This window comes from Stenotrophomonas tumulicola, from assembly GCF_014117215.1.
Taxonomy (GTDB): Bacteria; Pseudomonadota; Gammaproteobacteria; order Xanthomonadales; family Xanthomonadaceae; genus Stenotrophomonas; species Stenotrophomonas tumulicola.
The window spans coordinates 245,235-268,959 of sequence record NZ_JACGXS010000001.1 but is presented as its reverse complement, the minus strand read 5'-3'; the positions used below and the strand labels follow the sequence as shown (position 1 = coordinate 268,959).

Below are 23,725 nucleotides of genomic sequence, written 5' to 3'. Positions count from 1 at the left end.
TGGCCGCACGTTTCAATAGGTGTCAGTGCGGGATCGAAGCGAGCTCGTCGATGCCCAGCGCGAGGTTGAGGTTCTGCATGGCCTGGGTGGCAGCGCCCTTGAGCAGGTTGTCCAGCGTGGCGACCACGACCACCCGCTTGCCACCCGGGGCCATGGTGAAGCCGCCGATCTGCACACCGTGGCGGCCGGCGATGCGACTGACCCACGGTGCCTCGTCGACCACCTCGACCAGCGGCTCACCCGCGTAGGCCTCGTTGAAGCAGGCGACGATCTGCTCGCGCGCCTGCACCTGGTTGAGCCACAGGTTCACGGTCATGGTGATGCCGCGGAAATGCGGTGCCACGTGCGGCATGAACTCCACCGGCACGCGCAGGTGTGCGGAGACCTCGCGCTCATGCACGTGGTTGGTGAGTGCGTACGGCATCAGGTTGTCGGCCAGCAGCTCCGGATTGTTCTTGTCCGACGGGCTGGTACCGGCACCGGAGTAGCCGGACACGCCGAAGCACTGCGGCGGACCTGCCAGCAGGTCCAGCAGCGGATGGATGGCCAACTGCATTGCCGTGGCATAGCACCCCGGGTTGCTGATGTGCCGCTCGCCGTTGTAACCGCTGCGGGTCAACTCCGGCAGCCCGTAATACCAGCTTCCTTCGAAACGGTAGTCGGCCGACAGGTCGACGATGACGGTCTCCGGCCTTGCCGCGTCGATCGCCGCGACGAACGGAGCAGCCAGGCCGTTGGGCAGCGCCAGGATGACCGCGTCCACGCCCTTGGCAGCCACTGCATCGGCATCCAGGTTTTCGTAGCGCAGTTCGCCCTGCACTTCGGGATGATGATCGCCCAGCCGTTGGCCGGCACGCTCGCGCGAGGACACGAAGGCCAGCTGCAGCCGGGGATGCGCGGCGACCAGCTTGATCAGCTCGGCACCGGTATGGCCGCGGGCACCGACGATGCCGAGGGTGAAGGTTCTATCGTTCATGCGTGGCAGTCCAGGCGGAACTGCAGGTGGCGCTTCACCCCTGCCCATTCCGCATCGATGATGGAAAAGATGACCGTGTCGCGCGGCGTACCGTCGGCATGCCGCTTGTGGTTGCGCAGCACGCCATCCTGCTTGGCACCCAGGCGGGCAATGGCGGTGCGCGAGGCATGGTTGAACCAGCTGGTCTCGAACACCACGCTCAGGCAGCCCAGTGTCTCGAATGCATGTTGCAGCAACAGCAGCTTGGCTTCGGTGTTCAGGCCGGTACGCTGTACCCGCGGTGCATGCCAGGTATAGCCGATGCTGAGCGTCGGCACGTCCGGATCCAACCCGTAATAACGGGTGCTGCCGACGATGTCGCCGGCCGCGTCACGGATCACGAACGGCAGCACCTTGCCGTCGGCCTGTGCCTGCAGCGCCGCATCGACATAGGCCTCGACGCCCGCCGGCGATGGCACCTGGGTGAACCAGAGCTGGTCCAGCCCGCTGCCGTCCACGGCCAGTTCCAGGCCCGGCACATGTGTGTCCTGCAGCGGTTCCAGCGTTACATGGCGCCCCCGCAGGGTCGGCACATGCGTCCACGCACCGGCGCCGGCCAGCGGCTGGTACGTGCCCGGGCCAGGATCGGTCATGTTCATCCCTGCAGGCTCGGTGTGCGCTGGGCGCAATGCTCGACATAGGCCCTGATCCGTTCGAAGCCATCGGCACCGAACCAGAATACCTTCCAGTTGCCCTGCTTGTAGCAACCGTCGGACTCAGCGTAATAGAAGTGGTTGATCGGGTTGCCGTGGCGCGAGCGCCAGAACAACTGCGGCGTCTCTTCAAGCATCACGTTCCACACCGCCCGGCCCAGGCCTTCGCCCTGTGCGTCGTCCAGCACGGCGAACTTGTCCAGGTACACCCCTTCCGCTTCCTGGGTAAGGATCACCGCGGTACGGTAGTTCTCGCTGACATAGGCGCGCAGCAGCGCGGTCTGCTCGAAGTATTCCGGGACCAGGGTGCGGCCAAAGCTGGATTCGATCAGCCCGCGCAGCCGCGGCAGGTCCAGTTCGCCCCATGTGGTGGCACGCAGCACTTTTTCACCCTTGCGCACCAGCGTGCCGGAGCCCTTGTGGGTGAACAGTTCCTTGGCCAGGTCGGCCGGCCGGGTGATCGACACCGACGACTCCAGCGGCAACCGGTCCAACAGGTCCTTGATCTGCTCGATCTTCACCTTCATCCCGCCATGGATCCACGGCTGGGTCATCAGGTGGTCGTACTCGGTGGACAGGTTGATCGAGTCGATCACCTTGCCCTCCTCGTCCAGCAATCCACCGGTACCGGTCAGGAAGATGATCTTGTACGGCTGCAGCTCCTGCACCAGTTCGTTGGCGGCGAAATCCGCGTTGACGTTGAGGATCTGGCCGCTGCGGGTCTCCCCCAGGCTGGTGATGACCGGGATCGATCCGGCACGCAGGCTGGCCTCGATCGGCGCCAGGTTGACCTTCTTTACCTCGCCAACCAGGCCATAGGTATCCGGATCGAGGTACTCCGCCTCGAATACCCCGCCGGTAATGGAGGTAGCCCGTGCCCCGTTCTGCTGCAGCGCTTCGACCAGGCGCAGGTTGGCCTGCTGGAACACCTGGCGCACGATCGCCAGCGCATCCGGTGAGGTCACCCGCAAGCCATCGACGGTCTGCTTTTCAATCCCGGCAGCGGCCAGCTCGGTATCCAGCTGCGGGCCGGCACCGTGCAGCACGATCGGGGTCAGGCCCACTTCCTGCAGGAACGACAACGAAGACGTCAACGCTTCCAGGTCGTCGCGCAGCACCGCGCCACCGACCTTCACCACGGCGAAGCGCTTGGCATCCAGCTGCGAAAAACGCTTGAGGTACTGGCTGATCTCCTTCGCGCTGGCCATGCTGGAAAGCAGGCGCACGATGGTCTGGCGGGTCTGGCGATGAGGCTGGAGGGCTGGGGACATTTCGGCTTCGTCACAGGCGGCGGGTGCCGCGTTGCAGTTCCGCCGTGCGGGGCACGGCGGCGTTGGAATAACTCAGGCGCCGGTACTGATGATGCGATGCACGGCGTCGGTGTAACGCTGCAGCTGCTCCAGCGTCACGAACTCATCGGCGGTGTGGGCCTGGGCGATGTCGCCCGGGCCGAACACCATCGTGGTGTAGCCGCCAGCCGAGAACAGCGAGGCTTCGGTCCAGAAGTCCACCGCATTGCCGATCGGCAGGTCCAGGGCATCGGCGACATCGCGCGCGGCCAGGCGCCGGTTCTCGGCATCGGCGATATCCCCGGCCGGCAAGCTTGGGCCGCGGAACGTTTCGGTGAAAAGTGCCGCTTCCGGCTCGGCAAATCCGGCGAAGATGGCCAGCAGGGCATCGATGTCCATCGACGGCAATGGACGGAAACCGAAGCGGACTTCGGCTGCCGGAGCAATCATGTTGGCCTTGATGCCTCCTTCCACGCGCCCGATGTTGAAACGCAGCCCGGTCAGCCCGCCAAAGCGCGCCGAGGACAATGAATCGACGTGGTCCAGCGCGCGGTTTCCCCAGCGCATGGCCTGGTGCAGCGCGCTGGCCGCGGCATCCTGCTTGCCGGAGGCATGCCCGGCGCGGCCAGTGAACTGCATCAGCACCGAGCTGATGCCACGATGGGCCAGCACCGCTTCGCTCATGGTCGGCTCGGCCACCAGCACGGCTTCGTACGGAATGCCGCGCGCCAGGAAGGCGGCGATGCAGCGTGGGTCGTTGGCTTCTTCATCGCTGGAGAACAGGAACGCCGCATCGCCATCGCTGGCATTGGCGGCAGCCACCAATGCAGCGGCTGCGCCCTTGATGTCGCACACGCCAAGGCCGACCACGCGGTCGTCGAGACGGCGCATCACATGCGGGTCGGCACTCCAGTGCGGCGAATCCGGCACCGTATCCAGATGCACGTTGAACAGATAGCGCGGCGTGCCCCGCACCGCGTACAGGCTGACCGCACCGTCACCATGGTCGATCACCTCGACCTGGAAGCCGGGCAGGTTTTCCCGCAGGTAATCGAAGATGCCCCCGGTGCCGATTGCACGCGGCGGATTGCGGGTGTCGAACGACACCAGGGCCTGCAGGTGATCGAGCGTCTGTTCAAGCATGAATCAACGGTTCCTGTGGAATTCCGCCGGGCATGGCCCGGCGCTACCGTATCGCGTCTGGAGGAGAGCCCCCTTCCTGTTGAAGGGGGCGCGCCGAAGGCGCAGGGTTGAGGAGGAATGCGCGGGCTCTACGCCGAAGTCAACCGCGGTTGACCTGGGCGTAGAGCGTAGAGCTCATGCCGAACAGCTTGATGAATCCTTCGGCCTCCTCCACGCCCCAATCGGCCGACTGTGCATAGGTCGCGCCCTTGGCGTTGAGCAGGTGCGGCGAACGTACCGCCACCGCATCGACGCGGCCGCCACGGGTCTCCAGCACCACTTCGCCATTGACCTTGGCCTGGGACGACTTCAGGAAGGCTTCGATATCGGTCTTCAGCGGGTCGTGGTAGAAGCCTTCGTACACCAGCTCCACCCACTTGCGTGCCACGTCCGGCTTGAAACGGTTCTGCTGCTTGGTCAGCACCGCGTCTTCCAGCGCGCGGTGGGCGGCCAGCAGCGACACCAGCCCGGGCGCTTCGAATACGATGCGGCCCTTCAGGCCGATCACGGTGTCGCCGGTGTACACGCCACGGCCCACGCCGTACGGTGCGAACAGCTTGTTGAGGGTGGCCAGGATCTGCTCGCCCGGCAGCACCTTGCCGTCCAGTTCGACGGCTTCGCCATCGACGAACTTGAGGGTGACCGTCAGTGCTTCGGCCGGCCATTCGCTACGCGGTGCACACCAGCCACGGGCGCCCTCGCCCGGTGCTTCCCAACGGTCGATCTCGCCACCGGACATGGTCAGGCCCAGCAGGTTCTCGTTGATGGTGTAGGCCTGCTGCTTGGCGCGCACGCCAAAGCCACGCTCCTCCAGGTATTTCTGCTCGTAGGCGCGGGTCTGGGTGTGTTCCTTCTGGATCTCGCGGATCGGCGCGATGATCTGGTAGTCGCCCAGCGCCTTGACCGCCAGGTCGAAGCGGACCTGGTCGTTGCCCATGCCGGTGCAGCCGTGGGCAATGATGTTGGTGCCCAGCTCGGCGGCACGCTTCAGCGCGGCGTCGACGATCAGGTAACGGTCGGAAACCAGCAGCGGATATTGCCCCTGGTAGCCTTCGCCTGCCCATACGAACGGCTTGACGAAGCCTTCCCAGATCGCCGGGCCACCATCGACGGTGGAATGGCTGGCCACGCCCAGCTCGGCGGCACGCTTTTCGATGAAGTCGCGCTCTTCGTCATCCACGCCGCCGGTGTCGGCAAACACGGTATGTACGTTGTAGCCGCGCTCCTGCAGGTATGGCACGCAGAAGCTGGTATCGAGGCCGCCGGAGAAGGCGAGGACGACGTCTTTGTTGCTCATGGAGGTAAAATCCTGGGTAGCGCCGGGCCATGCCCGGCGGAAATGTTCGAATCGGGAAAATCAGCGCCCGGCCAGCGCGGCCATGATCGCCTTCTGCACGTGCAGGCGGTTCTCGGCCTCGTTGATGGCGATGCACTGCGGCGAATCCATCACCGCATCGGTGGCCTTGACGTTGCGACGCAGCGGCAGGCAGTGGCTGAAGACGCCATTGTTGGTCAGCGCCATCTTCGCTTCGTCGACGATGAAGTGCTTGTACTGGTCACGGATCGGCTTCTCCGGCTCCCAGTTGCCGAAGAACGGCAGCGCACCCCAACTCTTGGCATACACCACGTCGGCACCGGCGTAGGCGCTGTCGATGTCGTGGCTGACCTGCAGCGAACCACCGTTCTGCGCGACGTTCTGCTCGGCCCACCCCATGTAACGCTCGTCCAGGATGTACTGCTCGGTCGGGCAAAGCAGGGTGACGTCCATGCCCATGCGCGTGGCGATGGTCAGCGCGGAGTTGGCCACGGCGGTATTCAGCGGCTTGGGGTGGTAGGTCCAGGTCAACACGTACTTCTTGCCACGCAGGTCCTGGGTGCCGAAGTGCTCCTGCAGCGCCATCACGTGGGCCAGTTCCTGGCACGGGTGGGTGATGGTTTCCATGTTGATGACCGGCACCGGCGAGTACCTGGCAAAGCTCTTCAGCACGGTGTCTTCGCGGTCGATGGACCAGTCGACGAACTTCGGGAAGGCGCGAACGGCGATCATGTCGCAGTACCGGCCCAGTACCTTGGCCACTTCGGCGATGTGCTCTTCGGTGTCCCCGTCCATGACCGTGCCCAGGTTGAACTCGATCGGCCAGGCATCCTTGCCCGGCTGCAGCACCACCGCATGCGCGCCAAGCTGGAACGCACCCAGCTCAAAGCTGGTGCGGGTGCGCATGGAGGGGTTGAAGAACACCAGCGCGATCGACTTTCCCTTGAGCTGGTCGCCGAGCTTGTTGCGCTTGAACAACGCGGCCTGGGTCAGCAGCGCGTCGAGCTCGCTGCGGCTCCAGTCCTGGGTGTTCAGGAAGTGCTTGAGGGACATCATCGATCCTTGCGTTGGGCACGGGGCACGCGAAGCGCCGGGTGCTCGGTGGAGGGAAAACTTTCAGGAACAACTTTCCTGGAAACGGAAACGAAAAAACCCAGCCGGGAGGCTGGGTTTTTTCCGAACAGACAGCACGAAGCTCCGGTCACCCAGCGAAAATGTGGGGTTCCGGTCGGCGGGCACGCGACGTCATGCCGGTGGCTTGGCGGGCGGCGCTGGTGTCGTGCTGGAAGTCGGTAGCGTTCATTTCCGCCCATGGTGGCACGGGCAATTGTGCAGTGCAAGAGGGTCCAGCCCCTTCCATGGATCCGGCCCCTTCAGGGATTTGCCGAGCCGCCCTGCTCCGCGCCCACCCAGGGGGTGACCGACACGCGGATCTTCAATCGGTTGCCGGGGTCTTCCGGCAGCCGCGAACGGTACTTGGTGCCCTTGTAGACATAGTCGACGTCGTAGGCGATCGGGCGGCGGAACTCGCGTCCAACCGGCACGATGCGGCAATCACGGGTCAGCATGGGTGCGTTGCTGGCCGGGGCTTCGGCAGGTGCCACCGGCATTCCGTCGCCCTCCTGCTCGCCCGGCTTGAACATCGACCGGACCGAATCCCAGAACCGGCCAAAACGGCCCCTCTCCTCCTCCGGCTCGTCACCGGTGACGTTCACCGGCGCCAGCGTACGGGTCGCCACCGGCACGCACTGCTCCTCGGTGCGCGTGGCACGCAGGGTCTGGAACACGGGCTCCACGTTGAGCACCTGGGCATAGTCGAACTTGAGGTTTTCGACGATGACCACCCGGTTGCGCGGCTCGCCGTCGTCGGACTGGGCCATGGCAGGCCCGGCCAGCAGGCAGGCCAGCACGGGCGGAAGGACGGTTCTCATCGGCAACGGGATCAGAGGCACGGCAATAGTGTAGGCAGCGCAGACGCCAAAGGGCTGAACCTTACCCTTCCGCCGCGCGTGGGGCCAGCCTGCCCCACCTCCAGGGTCTTCCCGCCGCGACTCCCCACCTGCCCACGCGCTAGAATCCATGGCTTGTCCCCCAGCCCCCTCGCCATGACCCTGCGCCTGCACAACAACCTGACACGCCAGCTCGAAACGTTCATCCCGCTCGACCCGGCCTGTCCGACCCTGTATGTGTGCGGCCCCACGGTCTACAACTACGTGCACATCGGCAACGCGCGTGGCCCGGTGGTATTCGGGGTACTGGCCGACCTGCTGCGGCGTCGCTTCGGCAACCTGCGCTATGCGCGCAACATCACCGACGTGGACGACAAGATCAACACCGCCGCACGCGAGCAGGGCGTGCCGATCAGCGCCATCACCGACCGTTTCGCCGCCGCCTACCGGGAAGACATGGCTGCGTTGGGCGTGATGCCACCGGACATCGAGCCGGAGGTGACCGCCCACATGCCGCAGATCATCGCCATGATCGAACAGTTGGCCAGCAGCGGCCATGCCTACGCCGCCGAAGGCCACGTGCTGTTCGCGGTAGGCAGCTTCGAGGGCTACGGCAAGCTGTCGCGTCGCGATCCGGAGGAAATGCTGGCCGGCGCCCGTGTCGACGTCGCCCCGTACAAGCGCGACCCGGGCGACTTCGTGCTGTGGAAGCCCTCCAGCGATGACCTGCCTGGCTGGGACTCCCCCTGGGGCCGCGGCCGCCCTGGCTGGCATATCGAATGCTCGGCGATGGCGGCCGCCCATCTGGGCCCGACCATCGACATCCATGCCGGCGGCGTAGACCTGCAGTTTCCGCACCACGAGAACGAAATCGCGCAGAGCGAGTGCGCGCATGGCGGGGCGGTGTTCGCCCGCTACTGGCTGCACAATGGCATGCTGAATTTCGGCGGCGCCAAGATGAGCAAGTCGCTGGGCAACATCGAACGCGTGCACGACCTGGTACGCCAGCATCCGCCCGAAGCGCTGCGCCTGGCCCTGTTGTCGGCACACTACCGGCAGCCATTGGACTGGTCCGATGCGGTGATCGAACAGGCCGGACGCACCCTGGACCGGCTGTATGGCACGTTGCGTGAGCTGGCCGACGTGGCAGCAACGGCAAGCATCCCGGCACCCGTGGAAGCAGCGCTCGACGATGACCTCAATACGCCGCTGGCGCTGGCCGAGCTGGCCCGCATCGCCGGCGAGGCGCGCAAGGCGACCGGCCCGGCGGAGCAGGCACGATTGAAGAGCGAGCTGCTCGGTGCCGGCCTGGCGTTGGGCCTGCTGCAGCAGGATCCCGCGGCCTGGTTCGGCAATACCGCCGGTGACCACGACGACGATGCGCGCATCCAGGCGCTGATCGAAGCACGCTCTGCCGCCAAGAAGGCGCGTGATTTTGCCCGCTCCGACGCCATCCGCGACCAGTTGGCCGCCGAAGGCATCGTGCTGGAAGACACCGCACAGGGCGTGCGCTGGGTGCGCAAGCGCGCCTAGTCGTTCCCTGGCCGGCCCGCCACGGGGCCAGCAGCAACCCGCCACCTGAAGAACGAAATGACCGATTCCCCCTTCCCGCTTGAAACCACCGCCGCCGAAGCCCAGACCGCCATCGCCGAAGAGTTCTCCTTCTTCAGCGACTGGTCCGAGCGCTACCAGTACCTGATCGACCTTGGCCGCAAGCTGCCCGCATTCCCGGACACCTGGAAGAGCGAGGAACACCGCCTGCTGGGCTGCCAGTCGATGGTCTGGATCGTGCCGGAGGGCAATGCGGACATGCTGCGCTTCCATGCCATCAGTGATTCGGCGATCGTCTCCGGACTGATCTTCCTGGCATTGCGGGTCTACTCCGGGCGCAGCGCCAGCGAAATCCTGGCAACCGAACCGACCTATATCCAGGACATCGGCCTGGCTCGCCACCTGTCGCCGACCCGCAGCAATGGCGTGGCGGCGATGTTGGCCTTCATCCGCGAGACCGCGCAGGCCCAGCTGCAGCGCGCCCAACCGTGAGCGCCGGCGCAGCGGACGAAGAAAGCGCACGGACCCTGCTGGCCCGTCCCGGCTTCACCAAGCTGCTGGCGTACCGCATCTTCGCGATGCTGTCCTACCAGGTGGTCGCGGTCACCGTGGGCTGGCACATCTACGAAGTCACCCGCAATCCATTCTCGCTGGGCCTGGTCGGCCTGGCCGAAGTACTGCCGTTCTTCTGCGTAGCCCCGTTTGCCGGCTACCTGGTCGACCATCTGCCGCGGCGCAGGCTCGGCATGGTGGCGTGTTCCGGCCTGGTCGCCACCGCACTGGTGCTGTGCGCGGTGGCGCTGGACTGGCTGCCGTTCCACGGCGTCTGGCCGATCTATGCGGCCATCGCGCTGACCGGCATGGTCCGTGCGTTCCTGTCGCCCATCTACAACGCGCTGTTCGCACGCGTGCTGGAGCGTCACCAGTTCGCGCGTGGCGCCGGACTCGGCAGCGTGTTCTTCCAGGCCGGCATGGTCTTCGGCCCTGCATTGGGCGGCGTGCTGGTCGGCTGGGGAGGCAAGGGCGTGGCGTATGGCGTGGCGACCGGATTCGCGCTGGTGGCGATCGCCTGCCTGGCCACGCTGAAGGTCAGCGAGCCGGTACACCAAGGCCCTGCCGCACCGATCTTCCGCAGCATCGCCGAAGGCGCGAAGTTCGTGGTCGGTAACCGGATCATGGTCGGCGCCATGGCACTGGACATGTTCTCGGTGCTGCTGGGTGGCGTGGTGGCGATGCTGCCGGCATTCCTGCAGGACATCCTCCACCATGGCCCGGAAGGGCTGGGCATCCTGCGCGCGGCACCGGCACTGGGCTCGATCGCGGTGGGGCTGTGGCTGGCACGCCATCCGCTGCAGGAGCATGCAGGCCGCGTACTGCTGTTCGCCGTCGCCGGTTTCGGGCTGTGCGTGATCGGCTTCGGACTGTCGCACCACTTCTGGCTGTCGGCGTTGATCCTGCTGTTCTACGGGGCCTTCGATGGCGTTTCGGTGGTGGTGCGTTCGACCATCCTGCAGTTGGCCACGCCGGAAGAGATGCGCGGGCGGGTGTCGTCCATCAACGGCATTTTCATCAGCTCGTCCAACGAACTGGGCGCGTTCTATGCGGGCACCATGGCCCGGCTGCTGGGGCTGGTGCCGGCGGTGGTGCTGGGCGGCTTCGCGGTGCTCAGCGTGGCCGGCATCACCGCATGGAAGAACCCCACCCTGCGCCGCCTGAACCTGCGCGACCTGCAGTAGGGTTGCGCCATCGCCTTCGCGCTTCGGTAGCGCCCAACACGAAACCCCGGCTCAGTCGCCGCAGCCCTGCAGCTTCAGCGTCTGGCCCTGGCGCAGGCTGTAGGCCGGTGCCTTCAGGCCATTGGCACGTGCCAGCGTCGGCACATCGCACTGGAACTTCGCTGCGATCCGTCCCAGCGTTTCGCCCTTGGCCACCTTATGGCTGCGCACCGGCTTGGCTCGCGGCGCCGCTGGACGCGGCGTGGCCACCACCGCAGCAGGTGCAGCCGGTACCGCATTGGCGCCAGCGGCCGCCACCGGCACCACGCCGCCAACGGCTACGCTGCCGGTGAAACTGGCCGCACTGGGGCGCACGATGGCGGCATTCAGATCGGCAGTGATCAATGCCCGCGCCAGGTCCGCACGCGGGCCGCTGACGCAGTTGCGGGCGTACAGGCCGGCGATGCGCGTGGTGGCGTTGATCAGCGTGCCCGCCGGGATCCAGCCATCCGCCTCGTATCGCGGGTTGAGGTTGCGCAGCGCACGCATGTAACCATCGCGCGTGCCATGGCTACCCAGGCAGATGGTCAATTCGTAGATCGTGGTGGACTTCGCCAGGCGAAGCGTCGTCGGCTGCGCGTTGACCTTCGGGAATTCCACGCCGTATTGCTGCGGGTGCAGGAAAATCCACGCCGCGGCGATCACCATCGGCACGTAGTCCTTGGTTTCGGCCGGAAACTCACTGTAGACGTTGTTCACCCAGAAGCTCTGCCCCGGGTTCTGCCGTGACACCCGCAGCGCACGGCCCTCGCCGCCGTTGTAGCCTGCCAGCGACAGTTCGATGCTGTTGTCCAGCTGGCGCAGGCGCTCGTCGAGGTAGGTCGCGCTGGCTTCGGCCGCACTGCGTGCATCGAACCGCGTATCGAAGCCGGTTCCGTCCGGCCCCAGCCCGAACCGACGGCCGGTAGCGGGCATGAACTGCATCAGGCCCGCTGCGCCGGCACGTGAAGAAGCATGTACGCGGCCGTTGGATTCCTTGGCCATGATGCCGAACAACAGCGCTTCGGGCAGGCCTCGCTTCTCCCATTCCGGCCACATCACCGCACGCAGGTTCTGGTAATTCTCATAGCTGGTCAGCAAGGCCGGGCGCATGTCGGTCAGCCAGCGGCGGATACCAGCCTGGATGGCCGGGTTGTACTCGACCATGCTGTCAAAGGCGTGGCGCTTGTCGTTGAGCAGTGCGGCTGCACGCGCCGCTTCGGGTACGTCGGCCGCCAGCGGAGCGACATGGTCGGGGTCGGCATGCAGCGGGTCGCCCGCCTCATCGGCCACCGCGTCCTCGCCTTCAGCGTCGGCGTCGCGCTTCAGCAGGCGCTTGTAGGTCGCCAGCAGGGTGCTCATCTGGCAGCCCTTCTGGCCGACGCAGGCGCTGAGCACGTCTTCCATGTCTTCCAGCGCCGCATCGGCTTCAGTGGTCCCCTTGGGGTCGGCGTTGGCCACCTGCACCAGCGCGTCGGTATAGCGCTTCTCGGCAACAGCCATGCGCTGCTGCAGCACGTCTGCCTTGGCCCGGTCACGGGTTGAGACGCGTTGCGCGTGCGCATCGGGCACGGCGACGAGCAGGCTGGCCATGGCCAGGATGGGCAAGCCACGAGCAAGCAGGACAGAAACGGGCATTTTTGGCACTGTGTACGAAACAGGCAGGCAGAGTAGCGGTGCCGCCGAGGTCCCGGCAACCCGGGCCACGCGCCCGCTGCGAGGCCGGTTAACATTGGGCGCATTCATCACAAGGGCTGGACCATGGACCCGATTCTGCTCGGCAAAGGCACCACCGACGACGTCCCCGTTACCCTGCTGCCGAAACTGGGCAACCGCCATGGCCTGGTGGCCGGCGCCACCGGCACCGGCAAGACGGTGACATTGATGACGTTGGCCGAAGGTTTCTCAAGGATCGGCGTGCCGGTGTTCCTGGCCGACGTGAAGGGCGACGTATCCGGACTGGCGGTGCCCGGTGCCGGCGGCGAGGCACTGCTGCAACGCGCCGCGCAGATCGGCGTGGCCGATTACGCCCCCGCCGCCAGCCCAGCCATCTTCTGGGACCTGTACGGCAAGCTGGGCCATCCGGTGCGCACCACGGTCAGCGAGATGGGCCCGACCCTGCTCTCGCGCATCCTGGAACTGAGCGATACCCAGGCCGGTGTACTGGACATCGTGTTCAAGCTGGCCGACGACCGCGGGCTGTTGCTGCTGGACCTGGACGACCTGCGTGCACTGCTGGGCCTGGTCGCCGAGGAGCGCAAGGACGTTTCCACCGAATATGGCCTGGTCAGCGCGCAATCGGTGGCGGCGATCCAGCGTTCGCTGCTGCGACTGTCGCAGGATGGCGGTGAAGCCTTCTTCGGCGAACCGGCCCTGGAGCTGGCCGACCTGATGCGGGTCAACCATGATGGCCGCGGGGTGATCGGCATCCTCGCCGCCGACCAGCTGGTACTCAAGCCCAAGCTGTATTCGACCTTCCTGCTGTGGCTGCTGTCGGAACTGTTCGAGACCCTGCCGGAAGTCGGCGATCTGGAGAAGCCGAAGCTGGTGTTCATCTTCGACGAGGCACACCTGCTGTTCGACGATGCACCATCGGCCCTGGTGCAACGCATCGAGCAGGTGGTGCGGCTGATCCGCTCCAAGGGCGTGGGCGTGTACTTCTGCTCGCAGTTCCCGGACGACGTGCCTGCCAACATCCTGGGCCAGCTCGGCAACCGCGTGCAGCATGCGCTGCGCGCGTTCACCCCGCGCGACCAGAAGGCGGTGAAAACCGCCGCCGAGACCTTCGTGCCGAACCCGAAGCTGGACGTGACCCGCGTACTGGGCCAGCTCGGCACCGGCGAGGCCCTGGTTTCCACCCTGCAGGACAAAGGCATACCGATGCCCGTGCAGCAGACACAGATCGCCCCGCCACGCTGCCGGATGGGCCCGGTGAGCGAGGCCGAACGTGCACAGGTGCGTGCCGGCAGCCCGGTCGGAAGCCGATACGACACGGCAGTCAACCGCGAGTCGGCAGCCGAGCTGCTGGCCCAGCGTGCGCAGAAAACGGTCCAGGCCAGCGACACGCCCAAGGCCCGCACCCGTGAACAGGACGAGGCACAGGACAGCGGTTTCGGTCAATCGATCAAGGATGCCATCTTCGGCACCAAGCGCCGCCAGGGCATGATCGAAACCATGGCCAAGCAGACCACCCGCACCGTCGGTACCAAGCTGGGCAACCAGATCGTGCGCGGCATCCTGGGCGGCATCTTCGGCGGCAAACGCTGAGCGTGGGCAGGGACGGGGCATGCCCGTCACTGCAGATCGCCGCCACCCCATGCCCCACCGCTCCACTGCCGTCCCCTGGCTGGAGCGGTGCCGCCGGACAGCTTCCCGTAAGCTGTCGGTGTTCATTCCGCAGCAGAGAGCAGTAGATGTCCCGTTGGCGTCCCCCGGCAGAGAAAAGCACCGCACTGATCACCTCCAGCGGCCACGCAAGGCTGAAAGCGGAGCTGGACGATCTATGGCGCGTGCGCCGGCCCGACGTGGTCAAGGCGCTTGCCGCCGCTGCTGCCGAAGGCGACCGCTCGGAGAACGCCGAATACACCTACCGCAAGAAGCAGCTGGGTGAGATCGACCGTCGGGTGCGCTACCTGAGCAAACGGCTGGAGGCATTGCGCGTGGTCGATGGGGAGCCCAGCGATCCGCAGGCAGTGTTCTTTGGCGCGTGGGTGGAACTCGAGAACGTGGAAAGTGGCGAGGTCAGCCGCTACCGGATCGTCGGCCCGGACGAAACCGAGGCCAGCACCGGCTGGATCAGCATCGATTCGCCGTTGGCACGCGCACTACTGAAGAAGCGGATAGACGATGAGTTCGAAGTCGACCTGCCCGGCGGCCGCCACGACTTTGCAATCCTGTCGGTGGAGTACCACAGCGAATAGGAAAGCCGCCGAGCATGGCTCGGCGCTACCTGTCGTGGTCCGGCGTCATGCCAAGCGGCGGCGGATAGATCCGCCCTTCGCGTAGCGGACGAAAATAGTCGGACTGCCGGTAAAAAGCGCTGTCCTGCCCGCCGTGCCACCCGGGTATGCCCGCCAGCGGCAACGGGCGCAGCTGCAGCGGGTCCTCCAGCACCCTGCCCTCGCCAATGGCCCGGGTGGTCCCGGCAATGCAGGCGGCGTCCTCTTCACCCTGCACCACCACGCACTTGCCCACCAGCAGGCGCCCCGGCAGCAATGCCTGCTCCATCAAGGCATGCCCGACCACGGCGACAACAGCGATATCGCCATCTCGCCATTGCCCGGCGCCCTGCGCGAACAAACGTTCCCAGTCGTGGCAATCCCACGCAGGCAACAGGCTGGCATCACGCACCCGCACGATCACCCCGGCCTCATCGAACTGGGTCAGCGCGGCCTGCGCACGATTGCGTGCGCCCACTCCCATCGCCGCGATATGCAGGCACTGCCGCGCGTTGAGCGCCAACTTCAATGATGGGTAGCGCGCCCAGACAAGGGCATTGAACAGGTCATGCCAATTGCGCGCCCGCGTGGCGATCTGCCCACGCTCGGCAATGCGGCGTTCGTAGTGCAGGCCGTCCGCAAGCAGCGCCTCATCCTGCATCACCAGGTGCTTGCCAGGCAGCACGAGGCGTGCATCCAGCGCGCCAACGGACGGCCAGTCGGCAGCCGTCATCAGCTCATGGAAAGCGCGCAGGCCGGAGAACAACGGCTGGCTGAAACAGGCCCGGTCCACCGCTTCGCGCGAGGGCGCGATGAAACGCCGGCGAACGCGGCCGGTGTCGGCGGCGGCCGCCGACCCGGTCACAGCATCTTGAGATCGAACGGTTTGCGCGCGGGCGGCAGCGCATCGCCGTACAGATCGTGCTCGTCGCTTTCGGTGATCTCCACGTCGACGAACTCACCCACGCGCAGCGGTACCGTATCGGCGTTCTGGACATGCACCAGGCCATCGATCTCCGGTGCATCGGCCTTCGAACGCGCCACCGCGATATCACCCTCGATCGCATCGACCAGGCACTGCTGCACCGTGCCGATCTTCGCTTCCAGGCGGGCGGCGGAGATCTGTGCCTGCTTTTCCATGAAACGGGCCAGCCGCTCCTGCTTCACCGCTTCGGGCACCGGGTCCGGCAGGCCGTTGGCGGTAGCGCCCTCCACCGGCGAATAGGCAAACGCACCGACGCGATCCAGCTGCGCCTCGTCGAGGAAGGAGAGCAGCTCTTCGAACTCGGCCTCGGTCTCGCCGGGGAAACCGACGATGAAGGTCGAGCGCACGGTGATGTCCGGCGCGATGCGGCGCCAGTTCTGCACCCGCTCGAGGGTCTTTTCAACCGCACCCGGGCGCTTCATCAGTCGCAGGATGCGCGGGCTGGCGTGCTGGAACGGAATATCCAGGTACGGCAGGATGCGGTTTTCCGCCATCAGCGGCACCATTTCGTCCACGTGCGGATACGGGTAGACGTAATGCATGCGCACCCAGGCATCCAGCTCGGACAGCCCTTCGCACAGTGATTTCATGCGCGTCTGGTAGGCCTTGTCGCGCCACATGCGCTCGGCGTACTTCACGTCCACGCCGTAGGCCGAGGTGTCCTGCGAGACCACCAGCAGCTCGCGCACGCCGCCGCGCACCAGCCGTTCGGCTTCGCGCAGTACGTCGTCCACCGGCCGCGAGACCAGCTTGCCGCGCATGGACGGGATGATGCAGAAGCTGCAATGGTGGTTGCAGCCTTCGGAAATCTTCAGGTACGCATAATGCCGCGGCGTCAGCTTGATGCCGTAGTCCGGCACCAGGTCGACGAAGGGATCGTGCTGCGGCGGTATCGCGGCGTGCACGGCCTCCATCACGCTCTGGTAATCCTGCGGGCCGGACACCGCCAGCACGTCCGGATACGCCTCGCGGATCTGCTCGGGGCGCTTGCCCAGGCAACCGGTGACGATGACCTTGCCATTCGCATTCATCGCCTCACCGATGGCATCCAGCGATTCGGCAACGGCCGAGTCGATGAAGCCACAGGTATTGACCACCACCACGTCGGCGGCGTCGTAGGTGGGGACGATGTCATACCCTTCCACCCGGAGCTGGGTGAGGATGCGCTCGGAATCGACGAGTGCCTTCGGGCAGCCAAGGCTGACGAAGCCGACTTTGGGGTTCAGCTGGGACATGGATCGGGAGACTCTGGGGGCCTGGGCCGGGCGTGGCCTGGGGGCCTGGATCGGGCAAGTATACCGGGCATCCTGCCTGCCCCTGAACCATTCCGTAGCCCCGCATACCGGGCGCTGCGATTGCAGTAATCCTCATAGCTCAATGCAAGCCCAAGGCACAGGATGTCTCCATCCAGCAATGCCATCAGGTGCTGCGCGGCACCGTCCCCCTGCCGTTCAGCCAACCGAAAGGAGATGTCGCATGAAGCTCTTCACCCCAATCTGGCTGACAGCCCTTCTGCTGTCGGGCAACGCAGGCACGGCGAGCGCCGGCAATACCTACTACCTGTGCTCCTATGAGATCCATGAGGGGGGCACGCCCGTCGTTCGCCGAGTCGAGTATTACGAACCCACATTGCAGGCAGCACAGCGCAAGTTCGAGGCATTCCTGCGTGATCTCCAGGCACAGGGCAAGGCCCCGCGCAACCTGGGTTGCAGATAGCCCTTTTGTCCGCAGGCCGGTCAGGGGGGACAGCCTTCCGCTGACGGCCCCCTAACCCGCCATCGGAGGATAATGGCGCCAGCAATCACTCAAGAAGGCGCTGCACGATGGGCAAGTGGATCACGCTGGACACCCACCATGGCAAAGCAAAGGCATGGGAAGCGCTACCCGAAGGCACGCCACGCGGCGGGCTGGTGGTCATCCAGGAAATTTTCGGGGTCAACGAGCACATGCGCTCGGTGGCCGAACGGTTCGCCTCGGCGGGCTACGCGGTGCTGGCACCCTCGTTCTTCGACCTGGTCGAAGCTGACGCGGATGCCCCACCGCTGGAACTTGCCTACGACGCTGATGGCGTAAAGGGCGGCCTGGAACGCGTCAACGAACTGGGCGTGGAGAAGTCGCTGGTGCTCGTCCGCGCCGCAGCGACCCGGTTGGCGTCAGCCGGCAAGGTCGGCACGGTCGGTTACTGCTGGGGCGGCAGCATCGCACTGCTGGCGGCGCTGCGGCTGGGCCTGCCGTCGGTCAGCTATTACGGTGCCCGCAACGTGCAGTTCCTGGATGAAAGCCCCAAGGCGCCGGTGATGTTCCACTTCGGCGCACTGGACAAGAGCATCCCCCCGGAAGCCATCGCGGCCCACCGCGAGAAGCTGCCCAGGATGGCAAGCTTCGTCTATCCGGCCGACCATGGCTTCAACCGCGATGTCGGACATGCGTATGATCCAGACAGCGCCGCGCTGGCGCTGGACCGCACCCTGGAATTCTTCAAGGAGCATATTGGATGAGCGATTTTGAACTGGATTCGCGCCTGGCCACCGACAGCGTATTGGTGGCGGAAGGACCGCTGTCCCAGATCCGGTTGATGAACGACGAACGCTTCCCGTGGCTGGTGGTCGTGCCCCGCGTGGCCGGCCTGGTCGAGTGGATCGAACTGGATGGTGACCAGCAGGACAAGCTGCGCACCGAACTGAACCGCACCTCCAAGGCCCTGAAGGCCGAAGAGGGCGTCGAAAAGATCAACATGGGAGCGCTGGGCAACATCGTGCGCCAGTTCCATTTCCATGTCATCGGGCGCCACGAGGGCGATCCTGCGTGGCCGGGGCCGGTCTGGGGCAGCGGGCAGGCACATCGCCACGCCCCCGCCGTGCTGCAGCAGCGTGTCGCGTACTGGCAGGAACGGCTAGGATATCCGCCCCACTCCTGAGCGTTTGCAGACTCCGATGCGTTTCAATCTCGTTGCCGCCATCCTGCTGATCCTGGTCGGGCTGTTCATGCTCGCCACCAACCTCGGTTGGACCAACATGAACTTCACCCGCCTGCTCACCACCTGGTGGCCCGTCGGCCTGGTGGCGGTCGGCGTCGGCATGCTGTTCGGCCGCGGCAAATAAGGTAGCGCCGGGCCACGCCCGGCGTTTTCGTCATGCAATGCCGCGTCGCTCAGGTGCGCGGCAGGGTCACCCCGGTCTGGCCCTGGTACTTGCCGCCACGGTCCTTGTACGAGGTTTCGCACACGTCGTCCGCATCGGCCTGGAAGAACAACATCTGCGCCACGCCTTCGTTGGCGTAGATGCGCGCCGGCAGCGGCGTGGTGTTGCTGAACTCCAGGGTCACGTGCCCTTCCCACTCCGGCTCCAGCGGCGTCACGTTGACGATGATGCCGCAGCGTGCATAGGTGCTCTTGCCCAGGCAGACCACCAGCGTGTCGCGCGGGATGCGGAAATACTCCACCGTGCGTGCCAGCGCGAAGCTGTTGGGCGGGATGATGCACTCATCGGCGGTGACGTCGACGAAGCTGCCCGGATCGAAGTGCTTCGGGTCGACGATGGTCGAGTTGATGTTGGTGAATACCTTGAACTCACGCGAGCAGCGCACGTCGTAGCCATAGCTGGACGTGCCATAGCTGACGATGCGCTGGCCGTCGGCCTGCTTCACCTGCCCAGCCTCGAACGGCTCGATCATGCCGTGCTGCTCGGACATGCGACGGATCCAACGGTCACTCTTGATGCTCATGCTCGGTCCTGGCTGCTTGATGGGGCGGGCGGACGCCCGGGCCACGATTCTACAGTTGCCGCCGCAGCTGGGTGTAGCGCCGGGCCATGCCCGGCGGGGTTACCACCGCAGACAACAGGCATTGGGTGCCATGCCGTTCGCCGAGCATGGCTCGGCGCTACCCGGATGATTGGGATCAGACCAGCGAGGACAGGATCGGAATCGACGCACGCGGGCGCTTGGCCAGCTCTTCCAGCAGCCGCTGCGCCGCATGCCGATAGGCCTGCGCGGCGGCAGAATCCGGTTGCGAGGCGGTGATCGGGGTTCCGGCATCGCCCTGCTCACGGATTTCGATCTGCAACGGCAGCGAGCCCAGCAGCGGCACGCCGTACTGCGCGGCCATCTTCTCGCCGCCGCCCTGTCCGAACAGGTGTTCGACGTGCCCGCAGTTGCTGCAGGTATGCACGGCCATGTTCTCGACGATGCCCAGTACCGGCACCTCCACCTTCTCGAACATCTTCAGCGCCTTCCTGGCATCCAGCGTGGCGATGTCCTGCGGCGTGGTGACGATCACGGCGCCAGCCAGCGGAATCTTCTGGGTCAGGGTCAGCTGGATGTCGCCTGTCCCCGGCGGCAGGTCGATCAACAGCACGTCCAGATCGTCCCACAACGTATCATTGAACAGTTGGGTCATCGCCGACGTAGCCATCGGGCCACGCCAGATCATCGGCGTCTCGTCTTCGATCAGGTAGCCTATCGACATGGTATCCACGCCGAATGCGCGCGGTGGCTCGATGCTCTTGTTGTCCGGGCTTTCCGGGCGGCCGGACAGGCCCAGCATGGCCGGCACCGATGGTCCGTAGATGTCCGCATCCAGCACCCCTACCCGCGCGCCAAGCTGCTGCAGCGCCACGGCCAGGTTGACCGACGTGGTGCTCTTGCCTACCCCCCCCTTGCCTGAGCCAACGGCCACCACGTTGCGGATTCGCGCATGCGGGGTCAGGCCCTTCTGCACCTGGCTGGCGTGCGGGCGGCGTTGCGGGTTGTTCACTGCGGTACTCCGGGATCATCGAATCGAACGTAAGGCGCAATGATACAAGCCGCGGCAGATCCGTCGGTCATTGAGCCGTCGCCTAGTCGGGATGGGTGCGGAGCAACGCACCGATGCGGGTTTGCGCCGCCGTCGCCGACGGGGACTTCAAGCCCCCGTTCCACCATGCCAACACCGATGAAAAAAATCCCGGCCAGTTCAACCGATACTCACCGAGCACGGAAATTTCCTTTCAAGAAAATCAGCAAGGCTTTGTTTTATAAAGAAAACATATTCACAAATATCTCGAAAATTGTGATTCATTTCCAAGAAAACATGTCACCCTCGTTAATGCTGTGTTACGTTTTGGCGACGCCACCAGGTCTGAACGGGCGATGAAGCGTCACGGAAGACCATGGCCAGCATCCAGCCATCTGCTCAGGATACCCACCATGCACCAGCGTTCCATGATTACGCGCCACCCGCTAACCATCGCCCTGTTTGCAAGCCTGATCGCCGTGTCCTCACCGGTCCTGGCCCAGGACGCACCCACCAGCCTTGACCGGGTCACAGTCACCGGCTCACTGATCCCGCAGACGGAAATCGAGACCCATACGCCGGTCCTGACGGTCACCGCCGAGGACATCCAGACCCGCGGCTTCACCAGTGTCGCCGACGTGCTGCAACAGTCGTCGCTGACCACCGGCGGCCTGCAGGGCGGCCAGACCTCCGCATCCTTCACCCAGGGTGCCGAGGCGGCCGGCATGTTCGGGCTGAGCCCCGGCTACACCAAGTACCTGATCAATGGCCGCCCGATGCTGGCCTACCCTGCGCTGTACAACGGCAGCGATTCGTTCAACAACATCAGTGGCATCCCGATCGATATCGTCGATCGCATCGAGATCCTGCCAGGAGGCCAATCCTCGCTGTACGGTTCAGACGCCATCGCCGGCGTCGTCAACATCATCCTGAAGGACCGCCTGGATGGTGGCTCGATCAATGTGCGCGGCGGAGCCTATTCGGAAGGCGGCGGCAGCAATTTCCGCTTCAGCGTGGCCAAGGGCTTCACCAGCGCCGATGAACGCCTCAACGTACTGGTCAACGCCCAGTATGAAAAGACCAGTCCGATCTGGGGTTACCAGCGCGACCTGACCAAGGTCAACAACCCCGATGGTTACAGCCCGCAGTACGTATCCAATGATTTCCTGGTACTGCAGCCAGACAATGAAAACCGCTATGCAATGATGGATCCGAACCTGTGCGCCAACGTCGCCGGGCAGTTCGGCGGCACCACGGTGCTGGGCACGCGTCCGACGGGCCAAGCCTGCGGCTCGATCTACGGCACCGGCTACAAGACTATCAAGAACGGCAAGGAAAGCAGCCAGATATACAGCTCGCTGACCTTCGATGTAAATGACAACTTCCAGTTGTTCGGTGATGCGCTGGTCAACCTGGAAGAAGTCCAGTACGCCACCGGCTCCAACTACACCTGGTGGGGTACGTCAGCGGGCTGGGGAGCGTTCTATGACCAGGGCTCGGACCAGTACCTGAACCTGCAGCGCGTGTTCGCGCCGGAAGACATCGGCCCCAATGGCTACAAGGACATCCTGAATACCGACCGCAACAAGGCCTACCAGGTAACGCTCGGCGGTCGCGGCTCGGCTGGCAACTGGGATTACAGCGCCAGCTTCAGCCGGGGCGAATACAAGCTGACCGAACGCGGTTTCGTACGCTGGGCCGACCCGATCGACAGCTACTTCGAAGATCACGTGTTGGGCCCGGTACTGGGCGTCGACGACGATGGCTACAACATCTACAACCCCAACTGGGAAGCGTTCTACGCGCCCATGCCCGCCGGCGACTTCCAGAGCTTCACCGGATACAGCTACAGCGAGAGCCGTACTTGGCAGAACCTGGGGCGCGTACAGCTGACCAATGGTTCGCTGTTCTCGCTGCCCGGTGGCGATGCCGGCTTCGCAGTGGTGGTGGAAGGCGGCAGCGAAGGTTGGGATTACTCGCCCGATCCGGGCCTGGTCGACGGCAGCGTGTGGGGCACCACGGCGGTTTCAGGTGCGGGCCACCGCAGCAATTACGCGGTGACCAGCGAACTGCGCCTGCCACTGCTGGATTCCCTGACCGTCACCGCCTCTGGCCGCTACGACGCGTTCAAGATCCAGGACAGTACGATCGACAAGGCCACTTACAGCGTGGGCGTCGAGTTCCGTCCGATCGAAAGCCTGCTGTTCCGTGGCAAGTACGGTACGGCATTCCGCGCCCCGACCCTGGCTGATGCGTTCCAGGGAATGAGCGGCTACTACGCCAATAGCTCGACTGACTATTACCGTTGCGGCCAGCTAGGTTACGACCCGGCCAACACCCTTGGCTGCCCCTACGACAACGAATCGGTATTCGGCGTGCAGTCCGGCAACCCGGACCTGGAGCCGATCACTGCCGATGTATGGAATGCCGGCATTGTGTGGGCGCCGTTGAACAACCTGTCGTTCTCGGTGGATTATTACAACTGGAAAATCAAGAACGAGGTCAACACGCTCAGTTCCGACCAGTTGCTGCTGGCGGAATACTACTGCCGCAACGGCCTGTCCAACAATACTTCGGCCAGCTGCGACAACGTGGCCGATTGGGTGACCCGTGACGGCGCTGGCGTGCTGGACGAGATCTATACACCGAAGATGAACGTCGCCAGCCAGAACCTGCAGGCGCTGACGGCCAGCTTCAAGTACGTGCAGGACATGGGCCGTTTCGGCGCACTGCAGTTCTCCGGCAACTACACCAACATGCTGGAGCGTGAGTTGCAGCCGCAGCCGGGTGACGACTACCTGGACCTGCTGGGCGACCCGTATGCCATGTGGATCTATGATTCCTACGCCAAGGTGCGCGCCGATGGCTCGGTCGCATGGGCCAAGGGCGATTGGACCACCACGTTGTATGCCAACTATATCGGCAAGACGCCGAACTACATGGCCTACCTGGGCAACGGCTACGATTATATCCACCCATCCGGGTACAAGGCCGGCAAGTGGGGCTCGTATACCACCTACAACCTGAGCGTGAACTACCGCGCCATGGAGAACCTGACTCTGTCGCTGATGGTCAACAACGTGTTCAACAAAATGCCTGACAACCAGCGTTACAGCTTCGCCGGGACCAGCGGCCAGCCATACAACAATTACCTGTACAACGCTTACGGGCGTGCGATCTACGTGCAGGCCAAGTACGAGTTCGGCGCGAAGTAATAATCCGCGCCACTGCATCCCTGCACAGGGCGCCAAAGACGAGGCCCGCCGCAAGGCGGGCCTCCTCTTTTTCCCTGCGACGCCACTTTGCCGATACTGCCCGCGCGC

22 protein-coding genes are annotated in these 23,725 nt (G+C 64.9%); 10 read left to right on the top strand and 12 right to left on the bottom strand.

Annotated elements, in window-relative coordinates:
* Positions 1–22: 22 nt before the first annotated feature.
* The 7 genes from argC to H4O11_RS01130 all read right to left on the bottom strand — a co-directional run bounded on the left by argC (position 23) and on the right by H4O11_RS01130 (position 7,385).
* Positions 23–976 carry an N-acetyl-gamma-glutamyl-phosphate reductase gene (gene argC, locus H4O11_RS01160; protein ID WP_182337613.1) on the bottom strand — a complete coding sequence of 318 codons (954 nt, stop codon included), beginning with the start codon at positions 974–976 and terminating at the stop codon, positions 23–25.
* Positions 973–1,608 carry a GNAT family N-acetyltransferase gene (locus tag H4O11_RS01155; RefSeq protein ID WP_182337612.1) on the bottom strand — a complete coding sequence of 212 codons (636 nt, stop codon included), beginning with the start codon at positions 1,606–1,608 and terminating at the stop codon, positions 973–975. Before H4O11_RS01155 ends, argC begins: the two co-directional genes overlap by 4 nt.
* Positions 1,609–1,610: 2 nt before the next feature.
* Entirely contained in the window at positions 1,611–2,939 is a 1,329-nt protein-coding gene (locus tag H4O11_RS01150) for an acetylglutamate kinase (RefSeq protein ID WP_182337611.1), read from the bottom strand.
* A 72-nt stretch (positions 2,940–3,011) separates the two neighbouring features.
* The gene (locus H4O11_RS01145) at positions 3,012–4,100 is read right to left on the bottom strand and encodes an acetylornithine deacetylase (RefSeq protein ID WP_182337610.1); all 1,089 of its coding nucleotides are present in this window, start codon (positions 4,098–4,100) and stop codon (positions 3,012–3,014) included.
* A 139-nt stretch (positions 4,101–4,239) separates the two neighbouring features.
* On the bottom strand, positions 4,240–5,436 hold the full coding sequence (locus H4O11_RS01140; protein ID WP_182337609.1) for an argininosuccinate synthase: 1,197 nt from the start codon (positions 5,434–5,436) through the stop codon (positions 4,240–4,242).
* Between the two features lie 60 nt (positions 5,437–5,496).
* The gene (locus H4O11_RS01135) at positions 5,497–6,507 is read right to left on the bottom strand and encodes an N-acetylornithine carbamoyltransferase (protein WP_182337608.1); all 1,011 of its coding nucleotides are present in this window, start codon (positions 6,505–6,507) and stop codon (positions 5,497–5,499) included.
* Positions 6,508–6,827: 320 nt separating this feature from the next.
* On the bottom strand, positions 6,828–7,385 hold the full coding sequence (locus H4O11_RS01130) for a hypothetical protein (protein ID WP_182337607.1): 558 nt from the start codon (positions 7,383–7,385) through the stop codon (positions 6,828–6,830).
* Positions 7,386–7,559: 174 nt separating this feature from the next.
* Here H4O11_RS01130 and cysS point away from each other — a divergent pair, with 174 nt between their 5' ends.
* The 3 genes from cysS to H4O11_RS01115 are packed head-to-tail and all read left to right on the top strand — an operon-like array spanning position 7,560 to position 10,690.
* On the top strand, positions 7,560–8,936 hold the full coding sequence (gene cysS / locus H4O11_RS01125; RefSeq protein WP_182338374.1) for a cysteine--tRNA ligase: 1,377 nt from the start codon (positions 7,560–7,562) through the stop codon (positions 8,934–8,936).
* 57 nt (positions 8,937–8,993) lie between these two features.
* Positions 8,994–9,446, top strand: a complete 453-nt coding sequence (locus H4O11_RS01120) for a SufE family protein (protein ID WP_182337606.1) — start codon at positions 8,994–8,996, stop codon at positions 9,444–9,446.
* Positions 9,443–10,690, top strand: coding sequence for an MFS transporter (locus tag H4O11_RS01115; RefSeq protein ID WP_182337605.1), 1,248 nt, complete (start codon positions 9,443–9,445; stop codon positions 10,688–10,690). The genes H4O11_RS01120 and H4O11_RS01115 overlap by 4 nt, the downstream gene beginning before the upstream one ends.
* 51 nt (positions 10,691–10,741) lie before the next feature.
* Here the strand turns inward: H4O11_RS01115 and H4O11_RS01110 are convergent, their stop codons facing one another.
* On the bottom strand, positions 10,742–12,346 hold the full coding sequence (locus H4O11_RS01110) for a transglycosylase SLT domain-containing protein (protein WP_182337604.1): 1,605 nt from the start codon (positions 12,344–12,346) through the stop codon (positions 10,742–10,744).
* Positions 12,347–12,469: 123 nt separating this feature from the next.
* On the opposite strand from H4O11_RS01110, the gene H4O11_RS01105 reads away from it, so the two are divergent.
* Positions 12,470–13,975 (top strand): helicase HerA-like domain-containing protein, encoded by a 1,506-nt coding sequence (locus H4O11_RS01105; RefSeq protein WP_182337603.1) that lies wholly within the window; start codon positions 12,470–12,472, stop codon positions 13,973–13,975.
* Between the two features lie 146 nt (positions 13,976–14,121).
* Positions 14,122–14,628 carry a transcription elongation factor GreB gene (gene greB / locus H4O11_RS01100; RefSeq protein WP_182337602.1) on the top strand — a complete coding sequence of 169 codons (507 nt, stop codon included), beginning with the start codon at positions 14,122–14,124 and terminating at the stop codon, positions 14,626–14,628.
* A gap of 25 nt (positions 14,629–14,653) precedes the next feature.
* Here greB and H4O11_RS01095 read toward each other — a convergent pair whose 3' ends face one another.
* On the bottom strand, positions 14,654–15,511 hold the full coding sequence (locus tag H4O11_RS01095) for a DUF3025 domain-containing protein (protein WP_343042751.1): 858 nt from the start codon (positions 15,509–15,511) through the stop codon (positions 14,654–14,656).
* Positions 15,508–16,866 carry a 30S ribosomal protein S12 methylthiotransferase RimO gene (gene rimO / locus H4O11_RS01090; RefSeq protein WP_182337601.1) on the bottom strand — a complete coding sequence of 453 codons (1,359 nt, stop codon included), beginning with the start codon at positions 16,864–16,866 and terminating at the stop codon, positions 15,508–15,510. Before rimO ends, H4O11_RS01095 begins: the two co-directional genes overlap by 4 nt.
* A 241-nt stretch (positions 16,867–17,107) precedes the next feature.
* Between rimO and H4O11_RS01085 the strand changes: the two genes are divergently transcribed.
* From H4O11_RS01085 to H4O11_RS01070, 4 genes are all read left to right on the top strand, one after another.
* Complete coding sequence (locus H4O11_RS01085; RefSeq protein WP_182337600.1) at positions 17,108–17,347, top strand: hypothetical protein; 240 nt, start codon at positions 17,108–17,110, stop codon at positions 17,345–17,347.
* Positions 17,348–17,454: 107 nt separating this feature from the next.
* Positions 17,455–18,129, top strand: coding sequence for a dienelactone hydrolase family protein (locus H4O11_RS01080; protein WP_182337599.1), 675 nt, complete (start codon positions 17,455–17,457; stop codon positions 18,127–18,129).
* Entirely contained in the window at positions 18,126–18,548 is a 423-nt protein-coding gene (locus tag H4O11_RS01075; protein ID WP_182337598.1) for an HIT family protein, read from the top strand. The genes H4O11_RS01080 and H4O11_RS01075 overlap by 4 nt, the downstream gene beginning before the upstream one ends.
* A gap of 16 nt (positions 18,549–18,564) precedes the next feature.
* Positions 18,565–18,732, top strand: a complete 168-nt coding sequence (locus H4O11_RS01070; protein WP_182337597.1) for a LiaI-LiaF-like domain-containing protein — start codon at positions 18,565–18,567, stop codon at positions 18,730–18,732.
* A 49-nt stretch (positions 18,733–18,781) separates the two neighbouring features.
* On the opposite strand, the gene dcd is transcribed toward H4O11_RS01070, so the two are convergent.
* A complete protein-coding gene (dcd, locus tag H4O11_RS01065) occupies positions 18,782–19,354 on the bottom strand; it encodes a dCTP deaminase (protein WP_182337596.1) in 573 nt (190 codons plus the stop codon).
* 175 nt (positions 19,355–19,529) lie between these two features.
* A complete protein-coding gene (apbC, locus tag H4O11_RS01060) occupies positions 19,530–20,384 on the bottom strand; it encodes an iron-sulfur cluster carrier protein ApbC (RefSeq protein ID WP_182337595.1) in 855 nt (284 codons plus the stop codon).
* Positions 20,385–20,815: 431 nt separating this feature from the next.
* Here apbC and H4O11_RS01055 point away from each other — a divergent pair, with 431 nt between their 5' ends.
* Positions 20,816–23,617, top strand: a complete 2,802-nt coding sequence (locus tag H4O11_RS01055) for a TonB-dependent receptor domain-containing protein (RefSeq protein ID WP_182337594.1) — start codon at positions 20,816–20,818, stop codon at positions 23,615–23,617.
* The last annotated feature ends 108 nt before the right edge of the window (positions 23,618–23,725 follow it).

What these genes read in the sequence shown, in the direction of transcription:
- argC (WP_182337613.1), bottom strand. Translation starts at nt 976, where the DNA reads ATGAACGATAGAACCTTCACCCTCGGCATCGTCGGTGCCCGCGGCCAT.
- H4O11_RS01155 (WP_182337612.1), bottom strand. Translation starts at nt 1,608, where the DNA reads ATGACCGATCCTGGCCCGGGCACGTACCAGCCGCTGGCCGGCGCCGGT.
- H4O11_RS01150 (WP_182337611.1), bottom strand. Translation starts at nt 2,939, where the DNA reads ATGTCCCCAGCCCTCCAGCCTCATCGCCAGACCCGCCAGACCATCGTG.
- H4O11_RS01145 (WP_182337610.1), bottom strand. Translation starts at nt 4,100, where the DNA reads ATGCTTGAACAGACGCTCGATCACCTGCAGGCCCTGGTGTCGTTCGAC.
- H4O11_RS01140 (WP_182337609.1), bottom strand. Translation starts at nt 5,436, where the DNA reads ATGAGCAACAAAGACGTCGTCCTCGCCTTCTCCGGCGGCCTCGATACC.
- H4O11_RS01135 (WP_182337608.1), bottom strand. Translation starts at nt 6,507, where the DNA reads ATGTCCCTCAAGCACTTCCTGAACACCCAGGACTGGAGCCGCAGCGAG.
- H4O11_RS01130 (WP_182337607.1), bottom strand. Translation starts at nt 7,385, where the DNA reads ATGAGAACCGTCCTTCCGCCCGTGCTGGCCTGCCTGCTGGCCGGGCCT.
- cysS (WP_182338374.1), top strand. Translation starts at nt 7,560, where the DNA reads ATGACCCTGCGCCTGCACAACAACCTGACACGCCAGCTCGAAACGTTC.
- H4O11_RS01120 (WP_182337606.1), top strand. Translation starts at nt 8,994, where the DNA reads ATGACCGATTCCCCCTTCCCGCTTGAAACCACCGCCGCCGAAGCCCAG.
- H4O11_RS01110 (WP_182337604.1), bottom strand. Translation starts at nt 12,346, where the DNA reads ATGCCCGTTTCTGTCCTGCTTGCTCGTGGCTTGCCCATCCTGGCCATG.
- H4O11_RS01105 (WP_182337603.1), top strand. Translation starts at nt 12,470, where the DNA reads ATGGACCCGATTCTGCTCGGCAAAGGCACCACCGACGACGTCCCCGTT.
- greB (WP_182337602.1), top strand. Translation starts at nt 14,122, where the DNA reads ATGTCCCGTTGGCGTCCCCCGGCAGAGAAAAGCACCGCACTGATCACC.
- rimO (WP_182337601.1), bottom strand. Translation starts at nt 16,866, where the DNA reads ATGTCCCAGCTGAACCCCAAAGTCGGCTTCGTCAGCCTTGGCTGCCCG.
- H4O11_RS01085 (WP_182337600.1), top strand. Translation starts at nt 17,108, where the DNA reads ATGAAGCTCTTCACCCCAATCTGGCTGACAGCCCTTCTGCTGTCGGGC.
- H4O11_RS01080 (WP_182337599.1), top strand. Translation starts at nt 17,455, where the DNA reads ATGGGCAAGTGGATCACGCTGGACACCCACCATGGCAAAGCAAAGGCA.
- H4O11_RS01075 (WP_182337598.1), top strand. Translation starts at nt 18,126, where the DNA reads ATGAGCGATTTTGAACTGGATTCGCGCCTGGCCACCGACAGCGTATTG.
- H4O11_RS01070 (WP_182337597.1), top strand. Translation starts at nt 18,565, where the DNA reads ATGCGTTTCAATCTCGTTGCCGCCATCCTGCTGATCCTGGTCGGGCTG.
- dcd (WP_182337596.1), bottom strand. Translation starts at nt 19,354, where the DNA reads ATGAGCATCAAGAGTGACCGTTGGATCCGTCGCATGTCCGAGCAGCAC.
- H4O11_RS01055 (WP_182337594.1), top strand. Translation starts at nt 20,816, where the DNA reads ATGCACCAGCGTTCCATGATTACGCGCCACCCGCTAACCATCGCCCTG.